The 14,967-nt window shown below is 61.5% G+C and carries 7 protein-coding genes; 3 read left to right on the top strand and 4 right to left on the bottom strand.

What is annotated here, in order from left to right; translation table 11 throughout:
* Positions 1–133 precede the first annotated feature (133 nt).
* The 3 genes from AU194_RS23045 to AU194_RS23035 are packed head-to-tail and all read left to right on the top strand — an operon-like array spanning position 134 to position 9,423.
* Positions 134–3,505, top strand: coding sequence for a hypothetical protein (locus tag AU194_RS23045; RefSeq protein ID WP_059091590.1), 3,372 nt, complete (start codon positions 134–136; stop codon positions 3,503–3,505).
* Positions 3,502–8,139, top strand: a complete 4,638-nt coding sequence (locus AU194_RS23040; RefSeq protein WP_059091589.1) for a DEAD/DEAH box helicase — start codon at positions 3,502–3,504, stop codon at positions 8,137–8,139. The genes AU194_RS23045 and AU194_RS23040 overlap by 4 nt, the downstream gene beginning before the upstream one ends.
* 51 nt (positions 8,140–8,190) lie before the next feature.
* On the top strand, positions 8,191–9,423 hold the full coding sequence (locus AU194_RS23035; RefSeq protein WP_059091588.1) for a hypothetical protein: 1,233 nt from the start codon (positions 8,191–8,193) through the stop codon (positions 9,421–9,423).
* A 141-nt stretch (positions 9,424–9,564) separates the two neighbouring features.
* On the opposite strand, the gene AU194_RS23030 is transcribed toward AU194_RS23035, so the two are convergent.
* The 4 genes from AU194_RS23030 to AU194_RS23020 form a co-directional block, all read right to left on the bottom strand.
* On the bottom strand, positions 9,565–10,299 hold the full coding sequence (locus tag AU194_RS23030; protein WP_059091587.1) for a hypothetical protein: 735 nt from the start codon (positions 10,297–10,299) through the stop codon (positions 9,565–9,567).
* A gap of 160 nt (positions 10,300–10,459) precedes the next feature.
* Entirely contained in the window at positions 10,460–11,788 is a 1,329-nt protein-coding gene (locus AU194_RS32730) for a hypothetical protein (protein ID WP_231743554.1), read from the bottom strand.
* Positions 11,715–12,560, bottom strand: coding sequence for a DUF262 domain-containing protein (locus AU194_RS32725; protein WP_231743553.1), 846 nt, complete (start codon positions 12,558–12,560; stop codon positions 11,715–11,717). Before AU194_RS32725 ends, AU194_RS32730 begins: the two co-directional genes overlap by 74 nt.
* Entirely contained in the window at positions 12,557–14,668 is a 2,112-nt protein-coding gene (locus AU194_RS23020) for a UvrD-helicase domain-containing protein (protein ID WP_059091600.1), read from the bottom strand. Before AU194_RS23020 ends, AU194_RS32725 begins: the two co-directional genes overlap by 4 nt.
* Positions 14,669–14,967: the final 299 nt, after the last annotated feature.

Raw genomic sequence — 14,967 nt, 5'->3', positions numbered from 1 at the left:
GCACTGTGTGGGCACCCGATCCGGCGGTCAGCTGCCGCGGCGCGCTCATACTCAGAGGCTCATCAAACGAGGGCTGCTGCGGCCGTCACCGGCCCGCAACATCCTGGCTCCGGCCGTTCGATGAGGTAGCGACATGTCCCTGTCGGAATGGATGAGCGATGCCGAATACGACTGGCGGCAGCGCCTACAGCCGGTGAATCTCGTTGTTGAAACGAACTTTTCGATAGACGATATTCGGCACGCTCAGCAGCGGTACGGGGCAGCAGCGAGGCAGCTCTTCCTACGTGGTGTGCCCTACAGAAAGTTCATCCGGCGGTACCCGGCGCTCACACTTCTGGTCTTGGTCGGACATGCCGCACTCGAATACGAGCAGGGCAAGTACTGGGACAGTTTCTGGGACGAACTCGGAATTTCGCGCGACGCCGACTTCGAGGCCGAGATCAGGAAGAACCTCTTCGGGCTGCTCGACAAATTCTCGCTCGCCCGCTTCCCGCGGATCGAGGAAGCCTCTGCGTTCAGATACGTCATGACGCTGACGCTGCACGCCGGCATTCCCGTGCACTGCCTCGGCGATCTCCTACGAATCATCAACGACCACACCAACCAGGGGCGGCCTCCGCATGGAGCGGCTCTCATCGAGTGGCTGGAAGAACCCGGGAAAGAGCATCGGTCGGCTCCACTCGACGTTCCCGTACGTAACTTCCTGGCTTATGGTGCTCAGTTCGCTGTTGACATCCTCGACCGCATCATCGAGTTCATCGAGGAGACGACGGCTACGCCCACCCTCTTGGATGAGCACCTCGATGCATCGACTACCGGGCTGCCCGACGTCCTCCTCGACGAGCTCGTCAAGCAATTGCGTGAGACCCCCGTTCAAATGCGGACGGCACGGCGCATCGCACGGAGCGCCCGACAACCAGCGATTGAGTACAACGTCAGCGACGACGAAATCGTGTTGGTTCTACCCACCCCGGAGACCGATGCGGACTTGCCATGGCGCGTGTCCTTCGACGGTGACGTCCGCCAGGTACACCCCGCGCGCACGTGGGGCGCCGACACTGCAACGGCCCAGATAGCGGTCCCGAGCCCAGTCCGCGAAATCGTCATCTCACATCCCAGCGGAATCAAGGCGGCACTTCCGCTCGTGGTCAAGGCTGACCCTCTGTTGGCTTTTGACGCGTCCGGCCGGTGGATTCCGCGTCGAGACGGCCTGAAAGAGGGCGTGTGGACGGTCTTCCCTGAAGAATGCCGGCTGATCGACACTCGAACGGGCGAGACTGTCCACGCCCAAGACTCGGGGTCGCCTGGCGGATGGCATGGCTGGCGCAGCGCCTTCATCGACCTCTCCAACATCACGGCATTGCAGCTCGTCACCGCCGACCAGGTACGGCTCGGCTCACCGCACCCCGTTCGTAAGGACGCCAGACCGTCTTTCGTACTCGGATCTCCCGTCGGAGGTGCGTCGGCCCCGGATGGCCGAACGGTCTACAGCACACGGCCGTGGGTGATGCTGCCCCCGTCGCAAACCGATCCCGCGCCCGAGTGGGTCGTACGAGTGAGACGCCTTGGGGCGTTGGAGTGGATCGTCGAAGAAAGCTGGCGCGCGGAAGACGTCGAGACCTGCGTCGACCCGTTCGACGACGATGAGAACCCGCAGCTGGGACACTTCGAGATCGTTGTGAACGGACCGCTAGGTGCTGATGCGCGCTGCGTTCTCTTCATGGCGGAGGGCTTGGAACTTCATTTTGATACACCGATTCGCGTGCCCGGGCCGGACGGCCTGACACCCTGTATCGCTGAAGCAAAGGCTGACACCGTCGCGATAACTCCTGCAGAGCCCCTAATCTTCGGTCCCACCCAGCTCGAGCGACAAATCACCCTGCGGTCAGAAGACTTCGAGTCGCGGATCGCAGTGAAACCGCCCCACATCCAGATCCGCGCCGGTGTGACCGGCGAACCAGCGGCATGGAGGATGACGGCTGAGGTTTGCGACCCCGCAGACTTCGCCGAAGACCGCTTCGTGGCAGTACGCGCCTCCGGCGTCGAGCACGTCGAGTTCGCATACATCTCACCCCATGGCGACGTGCTCCAGAAGGATCTCAGCGCGAGGCGACGCCACGGTGACGTTTTCGAGTCGCGAATCCAACAGTTCGCTGACACTGTCCGGAACAACCCGGGCGGCCGGATAGTGGCGACCCTCCACACCCTTTCGGGCCCGCTCGACGTAACGGTTCTCGTCGCGCACCCACGTCGGCTGGCTTCGTCTGCTCATCTACGCGAAGACATGTTGATCTTCTCCGATGTCCCGCTCCTCGACGACCTGGCGGTGTACGTGTGGAGCAGCACCGCACCCTGGAGGGCGCCGGAGGTCCTCCGAGTCTCCGACGGAAAAGCCGTTGTCCCAGCCAATCTGATTGATGCCGGGGAGTTGCGCTGCCAGTTGTTTATCGACGACCCTTGGGTGGTCATCGAGCCGCCGCCCATGCCCCCTGATTTCGCGTTCGTCGTTGAGCAGGTCGGATGGCGCGAGGACGGTACGCCGAGCCAGGTGAAGCTCTCCCGTTACCTCGGCACGCAGCGTTCAGCGCCGGTGGAAATCGGCGCCATCCCCGAGGTCTGGGCAGCCATGGCCCGGCTCCACGCTGACGGTACAACGGAGCGATTCGAAGGGTTGACTGAACTTCTCGCCGAGGATCCGCGCTTCGCGCTTGAACGTCTGGGCAACAGTATGATTCCCGCTGGTGACAAGATGGCCATGCTCATCCGCAGTGAGCTCGTAAACCATAGTTTTTCCGCCGAGAACACTCTCAACGACCTCCACGCCCACCCTTGGTTCGGGTGCATGGTGGAACTCGCCGACCTCCCCTCTCTGCACAACCGCCACAACGAAGTGCGAGACGAGCGTGCACAGACACTTTCCTACCTCCAGGACAGAGGCGGAGTTCCGTTGATGGATCTCCTGCGAACGGGCAAGAACGACCACGCGTACGGGGCGTGTTTCGACGGCAACGTATTCCGTTGGACTGCAGTGCCGGGTGACCGAATTGCTTCAAAGCTGCGGGAGATTCAGCAGGTCCCTCTTCCGCAGCTCCACCACGACAACCTGCGTGCCGGTGTGTACGAGGCATTCTGTCGGCGCAGCGAGTGGCTCGCCTCAGGGTGGACCGCCCACTTCGCCACGCAGACCGGGTTGGTGGTCACGCCAATCAAACGCGCCTCACTCCTGGCGCACGAGGCGATCGTCACCCGCGTCGATCGTGTCCGCAAGATCGACGCTGCGGCGGATCCATGGATTCGAATGTCTGTGGAGTCAATTACTTTGGCGCTGCTCTCTCGGCTGGAAGCGCACGGGCGGATCGACGGCCGGTACCTCGACCGTGGACTGTTGCGGACGTGGTCCCGCATGGCGAAGCTCTGCCCGACCATGGTTGCCAACGATCTGTTGATCGCCGAAGCCGTTGTGCTGTACGACCGCCGCGGCGATCTCACCGGAGAGGACACATGAACGACCGTCTCGACCCCCTGAAAGCGGCAGACTCGATAGAGGCATCCTACAAGCGATATCTCAAAACGCTGTTGGCGCCACGGGACGAGGCGTTGGCGACCGCCTTCGACAGTGAGATCGATGCCAGCACGATGCTCGCCAAGGGCCCTATCCTCGAGCTGACACCCCCGTATGAAACCGGTGCGACGTGTCGAGACTTGATTAACGAAGGCGTGCTGCACCCTGATTTCGCGCGGCTCGACAGCCACGCATTCAGCATCGATCAGCCCCTTTACATTCACCAGGAAACTGCGGTTCGCAAGTTCGTCTCGGGCCGGAATTTGGTTGTCAGTACGGGAACTGGTTCTGGCAAGACCGAGAGCTTCCTCATTCCTATCATCAACGCCCTGCTCGAGGAGTCAGCCCGAGGCGCACTCGGCCCCGGCGTAAGAGCTCTACTGCTCTATCCGATGAACGCCCTGGCCAACGATCAACTCAAACGACTTCGTGGGATTCTCGCGGGGGTCCCGGAAATCACGTTCGGGCGGTACACCGGTGAGACACGCGACGACGCGCGCACAGCGGAGAGCGACTTCCTCCAGTACAACCCGGGCCAGCGTCGCCTGAGCAATGAGCTTCTCAGCCGAGAAGAGATGCGAACCACTCCACCGCACCTGCTGCTCACGAATTACGCGATGCTCGAGTACCTACTCCTGAGACCTTTGGACATCGATCTGTTCGACGGCCCTCATGCGGGCACATGGCGCTTCATCGTGATGGACGAAGCCCACGTGTATGACGGTGCGCAGGGTTCGGAAGTGGCGCTACTGATCCGCCGTCTGAAACAACGGGTTGCGCCCGACTCGAGAGTCCAATGCATCGCTACATCAGCGTCATTGACGGGTTCGGTTCGCAACGATCCCCGCGGAGAGGCAATGGAATTCGCGTCCAACCTCTTCGACGCGACTTTCGAGTACGTCGACGGCGATACAAGTAGGCAGGATCTCGTCGAGCCGAGGCGCAAGAAGCACTTGGCGACACCTGAGTGGCGACTGACGGGCGAACAATTGTTGGCACTACGCGGCGGGTCTACCACTCTTACAGAGGTCATCGGTGCGGGGGCCGACCCAGCCGAGGCGCTCGCTCGGGAAGAATCGATCGTCGAACTCAAGAACGCGCTCAGTGGCGGACCCGACGCTGTCCGGTCACTGCGTGACAAGCTCTGGCCCGATGATCCTCGATCGGCCGAGAAGCTGGATGCCCTCGTGGAACTCGGCAGCAGCACGTGCGACCAGTCTGGCCATCCGGTGCTGTCCGCTCGCTATCACTTCTTCGTCCGGGCGACTGAGGGCGCATTTGTGAGCTTCAATGGCGACGGGCCACGGATATTCCTTAGCCGTCATGAAGTGGATCCGTCGACAGGCCGGGCGGTGTTCGAGTTCGGCACCTGTACACGCTGCGGTGCGGTACATCTCGCCGGAGAACTCGAGCACCGCGACCGGCAGGAGTACTTCACGCCCTCGAAGAAGGCGGATGCGTCCGTGAACTGGTTGGTGCTTGCCGACGGTGATCATGACGTGGTGGTCGACGAAGACGAAGCCACACTGGCGAGCGACGGACCGAAGGCTCACGCCGATCCGACTACACGGCGTCTGTGTACTGGGTGTGGCCAACTCGCCGCAGCCGAAGCGGCCCGCTGCGCGACAACAGGTTGCCGCGGCGGGCAGATGCTGCTCGTTCGCGAACATCCGCGGCCCACGCGGATCATGAATCGCTGCACCGAATGCGGTACGCAATCCCGGCTCGGTATCCGCCGACTACGCACAGACGTGAATGCGGCGCCGGCCGTGGTGACCACGGCGCTGTATCAACAGCTCCCGGAGGCGGCTGGCGAAGCCGCCGATCACGTGGGTGGTGGTCGAAAGCTCCTCATGTTCTCCGACTCCCGGCAAGCGGCAGCGTTCGCGGCTCCCTACTTGGACCGTACGTACTCTCGGATGCTGGAGCGGCGCTACATCACCGAGGCGCTCCGCGACCCCGTGGCTAAAGGTAGTCATCTCACGGTCGGCGACCTAGCGATCCTTGCCCGCGAGAAGGCGCAAGCAGCAGGACATTTTGACCGCAAGATGGGCAGCATCGAGATCAGTCAAGCGGTCAACCAATGGATCTCCGGGGAGTTGATGACACTCGAGACACGCCAATCGCTCGAAGGCCTTGGGCTGATGCGGGTGGCTCTTCGGCGAGACGCCTCGGTACCACTTCGGGGGTTCACGTCACTCGGTCTCACCGAGGACGAAGCATGGGGGTTGATGAACGAGCTCGTCAAGACCGTGCGCCTTCAGGGCGCGGTGACGGTACTCGATCGGGTTGACATCAAGGACGAGCGTTTCGCGCCCCGGAATACACGGGTGCGGATGCGGTCAACCGGGTCTGACAGAGCCCGGCAGGTCATCAGCTGGAATCCTAGTGGGACCGGCACCACAAATGGGCGCATCACTCTCCTCCGGAAAGTTCTGCAGGCGCTGTCCAACACCACTCCAGCAGAGAAAATTCTCGAAGGCTGCTGGCGATTGCTCGAATCCGGCGGGTTCCTAGTCGCGGAATCCGATCGGGTTCTCGGACAGGTCTACCAACTCGACCACAGCATGCTGACTGTCACCAACGGCGCGGAATGCCGGTGGTTCCAGTGCGATACCTGCCGATTGATCACGGCATTCGCGATCCGCGGTGTCTGTCCGAACAGTCGCTGCACCGGACAGCTAAAGGACTTCGAACTCCCGACTCCAGCAGACGATTCCAACCACTACCGCACGGTGTACCAAACGATGGCGCCCGCGCCGCTGAGGGCGCACGAGCACACCGCGCAATGGGACGCCAAGACAGCAGCCCACATCCAACGCGAATTCATCACAGGAAGGGTGAACGTGCTCTCGTGCTCGACGACGTTCGAGCTCGGGGTGGACGTCGGCGACCTCCAATCCGTCGTCATGCGAAATATGCCCCCGAAAACCGCAAACTACGTGCAGCGCGCCGGTCGAGCCGGGCGCCGCGCCGCGTCGGCGGCACTGGTCGTCACTTATGCCAACCGCTCGGCGCATGACTTGGCGATGTACCAGGAACCAAACGCGATGATCGCCGGCCAGATGCGCATTCCGTGGGTGCCGGTCGACAACGCGCGAATCGCCCGACGCCACGCGCATTCGGTGGCTCTAGCGGCGTATTTCCGGCACTGCTACGAAAAGCGGAACGACCGGTGGAAGTCGGCCGGCGAGTTCTTCTCACCAGGTCCGAACGGCGAGGATTCACCGGCACGCCGAGTGGGACAGTACCTGTCGCCGGTTCCTTCGGCAGTGGAGAACGCACTTCATGCGGCACTACCGAGGAGCGTGCAAGCGGAGATCGGCGTTACCGACGGGTCCTGGGTTGGTGAGCTTGTCACTCTGCTGGACTCAGTGGAAGCTGAGCTGACCAAGGACGTCGCAGACATCGAGGAGCGGATCGAGCAGACGATCAAGGAACGCAAGTTCGGCTTGACCAAGCGTCTCGAAGACACCAAACACACGATCGTCGGAAGAGAACTGCTCGGATTCCTCGCCAACCGAAACATCCTCCCCAAGTACGGATTTCCCGTCGACACTGTCGAGCTCAGCACGCTGGCTTCGGCCGATCCGGTGGGCCGTCAACTCGACCTGTCGCGAGATCTCAGCTTGGCGATCTACGACTATGCGCCAGGGAACGAGGTCGTGGCGGGCGGCAAGGTGTGGACGTCCGTCGGTTTGAAGCGGCGTCCCGGCAAGGAGCTGGTCCGCCACAGGTACCGCATCTGCCCGACATGCGGGCGATTCCAGCGCGGGCCCCAGTTGGATCCGGCAGATACATGCCCTAGCTGCGGGGACCCGTTCCGGTCAATTGGCACGCTGGTCATTCCCGAGTTCGGTTTCATCGCAGCGAGTGATACTCGGGAGGTCGGTAGCGCGCCACCCGAGCGGCGTTGGCACGGTGGAAGCTACGTGGAGACTCCCGGGGACGACGCCGGTCTCTATCGATGGTGCGGGCCCAGCGGTCTGCGGGTGAATGCCCGTGCGGGAGTGCGTGCGTGGCTTGCGGTTGTGTCGGACGGCCGGGGAGACGGTTTCCAACTCTGCCAGTGGTGCGGGTGGTCGACGCCGGCCGAACGAGGCAGCCGGCGGCGCAAACACTACAAGCCCGATACGAGCAAGGAGTGCGACGGGCCGCTCGAGAAGATCTCACTAGGCCATCGCTACCAGTCGGATGTCGCGGAGTTCACCTTTGACGGGCTGCAATACCGCAAAGACCACGAATCCAACTGGCTGTCAGCGTTGTACGCCATCCTCGAGGGCGCGTCCCACGCGCTCGAGATAAGCCGCGATGACATCGACGGTGCATTGTCGTGGAGTTCAGATCACCGGCGAAGCATCGTGCTCTTCGACACCGTTCCAGGAGGTGCCGGATCGGCGAAGAAGATCGCGGAGAACATCGGCGAAGTGATGAATGCGGCGGCGAAGCGCGTGACGGAATGCGACTGCGGTGAAGAGACGTCGTGTTATGGCTGTCTGCGGTCGTATCGCAATGCTCGGTTCCACGAACAACTCTCGCGTGCGGCGGCGTTGCGAATCCTTGCAGGTAGCACTTAACCGAAACGCGGAGGTTGTGCATCCAGTCGAACCACTTACGGAAGGAGAATCGTGTACAACATCTACGGACCGCCTTCGGTGCGTGCGATCCGCTCCGCCCTCGAAGAGGTGCCAGGCGCCATCCGGGACGAGCCGCTGCCGGAGGACGCGCGTGGGGGCGAAGATCCTGCGACTGAGGTTCCGCTGTGGGCCCCTGAAGACGCTCTGCTTGAAACGGAGGCAGGGAACGCGCCGTTGGAAAGCGATCCGGACGAGGGCGTAACAGACGAACCCTCCGTCGTCTTCGAGGTTCCGCCGTCTGTCACCGATGCGGACATCCGCAATGTGCTCGGGGAGGACCGCATCGAGGAGCTTCGACAACTGCATCAAATCCGCGGCACAGATGCGCTTGGCTGGTACGTCACCTTCCACCAGAGGCGATATCAACATGGCGTTTACATCCCGGTAGAAGGCGTCCTTTGGCTTGTGCTGCACGCCTTCCAGAGGGTGGAACTACCTGTCGAGCGGCGGATTGAGCTCGCCTTCCACGCCATCCTTCGGCACGAGCTTTTCCACTTCGAAGTGGACTGCATGACGGCCAACTGGGAGTTGACCACCGGCGTCGATGTCTACTGGAACGCCCGAGGGTTTCTGAACGGCAGCGGGTATATCGAGCAGGAGGAAGCGCTAGCAAACGCCTACATGCTTCGCGGGTTCAAGCATCCAACGCGCTCGTTGGCCAACTCGGTCGGCACCTATGCGGCCCTCAGGCGCTTCTGTGAACGTCAGCCGCCCGTCTATGATCACGGCCCAAAAGTCGCCAAGACACGCGGTTCTTATTTGCTCGAATGCAGCTGGTTAGCCGACATGTACCACCAAGTGTCGAAAACAAGCTGGCATGTTCCGCATGAGTTGGACACTTTGATTTTCTACCCCAATCCCGTGCGAATCGACTGGACTCGATGCCCGATCATCGTCGATGACCCGGTCCACCTGCTCCAGCGGCTGGGTATCGGCATTTCTCTCTTCCGGGCGGTGGAGGATGTGGAGGAGACACCAAAGTTTCAAAGTGCGCTATCGAAGCTCGACCCTAAGCTTCAGAAGCAATGGCTGAAGAGGAAAGCAGATCTTGCCCGATCGACCGCCCTGAAGAGCCTTGACTTCAAACAGTGGAAGAAGGCGGGACCAAACGTCTACTCCGTCAGGGTTGACGGAAACTACCGCGCTCATTTACGACATGACCGCGACGAACAGGTGTGGTTCGCTGAAGCTATTGGCAACCACAAGAAGATGAAACATGGTTGATACGGGCGCGATCCGGAGTCGATTCGCAGGTGTCAACAACGTGGGCGTGCAGTCGCCAATCGGTCATTATCGGCGACTTCGTGTCCGGGGCGAATGGCGGCACGACTGTGCATGTCTGAGTCTCTGACTGTAAACCTGATCTCACTCCGGTCCCATGTACGCGCCGCGGTTGCGTCGCCGCCTTGCGGCACAGTCGGAGAGAATCTGTCCTCGTCTGAAGAGTCCGTACTCGACCGCCTCCGGTGTCACATCCCAGCTCCGCGTAGCCGACCACCGCTCGGCGAGGTCCAAGTAGTACATGTAGTCCGCCCGCCAGACCCTCCCGGCGGCAAGAATGCCTGTGCCCGCTTCGTGAAGCGCCAGCAGGACGTTCAAATCGAGGATCAGTGGTCGTGGCCGTAGAGCCAACCTATAGCCCGCGAAGTGGAGAAGTTTCGTGCCGAACGCGTATCCGAGCCCCGTGATCTTGTGTCGATGATGAAGGGCGTGCCAGCCAGCTTCGGCCCCTGCCGTCCTAACTAGCTTGACAACGTCGCGGATCTTGTCGACCGGTGGGTTCAGGAGTAGTGCTCGCTGAATCGGGAAGCGAACGTTCGTCGTACCGAATCCCCATGCCATGGCGGCGTAGAAGAGGTCGAGAGGGTCCTCATCCGCATACCCGTGTACGAAGCTCCGGCGGATCCCGCCGAATTGGGCAACTTCAGCGGCCAGAGCCTGCGCCAACTTCGGGCGCGAGTTCGACAGTCCTTCCCACGCCGAGGCGGCCTTCCATACGTTGATTTGTCCGTCGACATCGTGTTGCGTGAGGCCCAGCAGGTATTCCGGTATGTCCACTTCATGTTGGACGGGGAAACCGATTCCTCTCTGCGACGTCACGGCGTATAGCCGAACTGCTCCAGCCGACGGTTTGCGATGCCGATTTCGTCTTCGCTGAACAGCTCCGCGAAATGCGGATCGACGACGATGGCTTCCACGGTGAGGTCCATGCGCCCTCGCTCCCAGAGAGCAGCGAAGCCATCCGACACGGCGGGAGAGCTCAGCAATTTGCGAGCGGTCTCGATAGGGCGAGCTGCGCGAGCATACTGCGGTAGTAGCTGGCGTTGTATCCGGCTTCCGAAGCCGCCTGCCGATAGGCGTCCAGCATCCGCTGTGCGAAATGCTTCTCAACACTGGTGTCTTGCTTGGTGTCAGCTTGCGGTTCGTGCTCTGCTGGATCCTCACCAGCAGCACTGGCACCTTCGTTCTCGACGAAGCCCAGGAGCGCGTCGACTGACGTGAATACTTTGTATCCGAGCTCTTCCAGTCGCGGGAGGTCGGCATCGTCGGCGTCCAGCTCCAACACGACGGGATCGCCCATGCCGCTTTGTAGGCCGTCCGGCCAGAACGCCTCTGCAACAGCCAATTCCACGCCAGTGACCGGGTCTGGAATCTCGGCATCGACACGGGGCGTCGCGAAACCGCGGCCTTCCAGCTCGGAGATGAGGCTGCGGACTTGTTCCGCCCGCGGGTCATCGATGACTTCGTCGACTACCTGCAGGCGCTCGAGAGCAGCTTCCTCGTGCGGTACGTCTGGATTGCGGAGGCTCTCGAGGAACCTTTGTGCTGACGCTGCAAGTAGTTCACGACGTGCAGCGAGGAAGTCGAGATATCGGTCGACCCGCCACAGATCTGGATCGGTGGGAATCCATTGCGACTCCAGTACTCCCGGGTGCTTGCTCTGCACCTCGGGTAAGTACTCCGCGGGATCTCGCTTACCGATCTTCAGGTTGGTGTCCTGGGTGAGGAAGCAGAAATTCGCGATCGCGTTGATCTCGTTGCGGTCGAGCCCATGCTTACGCAGCAGGGCTTTCGGGAAGATGTGATGCACCTGCAGCGAGGTGAGCTTGCCCAACAGCTCTGCGCGCAATTCCAAGCCGCTGCCGAAGTCGCGGGCGCCGTCAACTCGGGTCAGGAGGTACAGCATCGGGTAGAAGCGTGAGCCGCGAGTCGCGCCCCCGAAGTCGTCAGGCCCTATCGAAAGTCGCCCTCCGCGGACTCGCTCTAGTGTCGCAATCAAAGCGTCGACTCCACCGCGCTCGACAGCTTCGTAATCCTGCTGCAGAACGGTTTCGGTGGAGCCGCTGAAGCGGCCCCAGAGCGCGGAGTGCACGTACCAGTACAACACCTTGTCGCGATGAGAGCTGTCGGTGAAACCCCCTCCGTTCAGGTGTAGCAGGCGCGTGATGACCGGTGTGGCGTATCGGCCCATGAGAACCCGGTCATGGTCGAGCCCGAGGCGTCCTGATGAGGCATCAAGGAAGGTGCCGATGTGATTGACGGACTGCTGAAGCGCGGATCGGAACTGTCCCGCGGAAACCGCGCTCAAAGAAGAGAAGAGGGCACGGCCTGTTTGCCACTGCTGTTGTGTTCCGCAGTAGCCAGTCCAGCGAGAATCTGAAGCCAGCCTTGCGCCAGCGCTCCAGGTCATCCCGGAGCTCTTTTCGGGCGTCCGGCCACTCAGCGCACAACTTGGCCAGTGCAAGATCGCCCTTCGACAGTTTGGTGCCACCAGAGTTCACCTTGTTGAAGATGTCGACGACCTCGTCGACGGTCTTGCCGGCGCCGGTGATCTTCTCCTGGTTGAAGTCTCGGTTCGCAATCTGAGCGATGCGGTTGAGCCTGTCGATGTAGGTGTCCAGTGTGTCGTCATCCGCATTCGGGAAGGCTCTCAAGTACTTGGTCGGACCACGGTGGAATAGTTCAGTGACATTCACCCATGTCGGGTCGCCGGTCATTTTTGTGGGAGCGTAGAACTCGAACGCCTCGGTTTCGACATTGAAGTAGAGACCAGTGAATGCACTTGCGTCGCCTTCGAAGAACGGCGGTGGAGTCCCGCGGATGACGCCGTACATCGACGTGACCCGCTGTTGGCCGTCGAGGAGCAATTGGCGAGTGCCACTGCCGCCAGCGGACCCCCGTACCGTGATGTCCTCCGACGTGGTCTCCCACATGAGGAGACCCCCGACCGGATATCCGCGGTAAAGCGAGCGCATAAGGCCGCGGACCTGATCCCTGTTCCACACGTAACCACGCTGGAATTCCGGGAGTAGCACTGCTCCAGAATCGATTTCATCCAGCAGTGTCGAGAGACGGGTCACCGATCCTCCAGTTCTCCAGGTACGAGGTCCGTTATGAATGGGCTGGGATCGCCGTGCCAAGTGACGAGGAGTTCTTCACGCGCCCGTGTGCAGGCGACGAACAACAAGCAACGTTCCCGTTCGAGGTCACGCCGATGCGTTTGCTTGTCATCCTCGATGGGAGTGACAGCGTTTGCCGCCGGCACCCACTTGGCGCTCACGCCAGCAACGCACATACACCGGAACTCCAAGCCCTTCATCCTGTGCATCGTGCCAATGTGGACTGCATCATCGCCCTCCGATGCGCGCGCGAGATCAACGCTTGCGATACCGGCGGCCTTGAGCGCATGCTCGATCTTCGACGCAAACCACCTGGCGCGTACGGCGATTCCCACCTCAGAAGGTGCGACACCCCGGTCGATCCACTCATTGACGGCCTGAGCGATGGACTCGGCCTCCGCTTCTGCTGTTCGCAATCCTCTCAGCGTGGGCCGAGGACCGTGAACATAGGATCTGCAGCCTGCGATCGAGTCGAGTCCACCCTCCATGTCATCGATCGGTTCGCCCCGCATGAGACCCAGGCTCCATCCCAGGATTTCAGCAGTGGTCCGGTAATTGATGTTCAGTCGAGAGGATCGGCCAGCGATGTTGATGCCGACTTCTCGGAAGCTGACGTGATTGTCGTAGATGCGCTGGTGCGTGTCGCCCGCGATGAAGATGTCGTCAGGTGCTTCGGCGACTGCTGCTCGCAGCAGTCGCCACTGGTCGGGACTGAGGTCCTGTGCTTCGTCGATGACGATGTGACGGAACGGTTTGTCGGGCGAATCTTCGAGTAGTCGGGTGGCCTCACGACGGATGGTTTCGTGGGTCCATAGTCCTTGTTTGATGAGTGTCTGCTCGAACTCCCATATCGCCTGCCAGACCTGTGCACGCTGTGCGGCGCCGAGCGCGCGGCCTCGGCCGGTGCGCTTGGCAGCCAGGTACGCGTCGGCAGTACTGATTCGTCGTGCGAGAACCACCTGACGCCACTCCTCGGACAGAAATACCGAGGTGAAGTTGAGTCCGAGTTCGTCGGCGAGGCCCGCCCACAACGCCTTCTCGTCTTCGGACCCCAACATGTGGGGTGCGCCGTGCACTTGGCGGAACACCCGATGCGCCAACCTGTCGACATGAGATACCTCGATGCGCCCGTCGACTTTTCTGTCGTCGATGAGCATGTCGAGTCCCGAACGGAGACTGTCCGAGAGGGTCGAAGTGAAAGTCGTGACAAGAACTTTGCCGCCGTCGCGTCGGGCGAGCATATGGGCTCGGTGGAGCGCAACCACTGTCTTTCCGGTACCGGGACCGCCAGTGACACGCGCCGGTCCTTTGTACGCGGCGTCGACGACCGCCCGCTGCGTGGGGTGGAGGTACACCCGCCATGTAGCGAACGGATAGGCGAAGATCTCCATCAGTTCGTCCGGGCCCTCCACCAAGACCACGCGGTCCCGGCTACGGAGGATCGCCGCGTCGATGTCCTCGGTATCGACCGGTTCGTTCAAGATCTCGGCGCCCAGTTCGGCCCAGACTTCTTCGGGAGTGAACCCGGCTGCCAATCCCATGAGCACATCCCACTGCGTTCCCGGGAGGAAAGACTTCGCCGCCTCGAGCTGCGCGTAATCTGTCACTGTTCTGGCAAAAGCTCGTACGCTCTCGTCGACGCCGAGCTTCGATAACTCACCGTCGCGGACATGATCGAAGAGCGGGGTCTCGGCGGTTCTTGCACTCGCCTCCATCCCCGGGATCTGACGTTCCAATTCGACTTCATCGCGAATTTCGATGCCGCCAGTGGCCGCGTTCACTGAGATATTGCTCCGCTGCGCCCACGCGTAGGCGTCATCGTGGGGCAGCACCTTGAGGAGCGTGTACACGTCCCCGCTGGCGGGCGCCAGCACGATGCCACGCCACGACTGGTCGATACGGATCGAACGGAACCGGGGATTTCGGGCGTTGTTGATCTTCTCCAGGTGCAGACCGGTATGGGTGGCAGCGTCGAACTCGTCGAAGACCTCGGTCACGCGCCTGACAACGGGCTTCTCCAGCTTTGCGAGATCTCCCAGGAAACCTCTATCGATCGCTAGAGTGGGCATTTTTCCTTGCTCCATTCGCGCTATGTGTCACATCGTGCCACGGGACTCAAAGTGACCATACGGGCAGTTGCTGACACTCGGGACATTTCCCGTCTGCATCAGCCGGTGAAGCCGACCGTGCAATGTTCCCAGGGTCCCCTAATAGCGAGAGTCGGCGGTTGCCACTGTTCTTGAGCCCTGGCCACTCGAACCTGCTTGCTCAGACCGCTCGTCGAATTGCACTTCCTTTCCGGTGCGAGCGACTAGCTGGAAGGGGAGGGGCAATCAAATGCGCGCATAAACGAGACGCTGTGCTGAGT

Source organism: Mycobacterium sp. GA-2829, from assembly GCF_001499965.1.
In the GTDB taxonomy this organism is placed as follows: Bacteria; Actinomycetota; Actinomycetes; order Mycobacteriales; family Mycobacteriaceae; genus Mycobacterium.
This window is presented reverse-complemented; position numbering and strand designations above follow the sequence as displayed.

Bases quoted from the DNA above. Each gene is read 5' to 3' on its own strand.
- AU194_RS23045 (WP_059091590.1), top strand. From the start codon at position 134: ATGTCCCTGTCGGAATGGATGAGCGATGCCGAATACGACTGGCGGCAG.
- AU194_RS23020 (WP_059091600.1), bottom strand. From the start codon at position 14,668: ATGCCCACTCTAGCGATCGATAGAGGTTTCCTGGGAGATCTCGCAAAG.
- AU194_RS23040 (WP_059091589.1), top strand. From the start codon at position 3,502: ATGAACGACCGTCTCGACCCCCTGAAAGCGGCAGACTCGATAGAGGCA.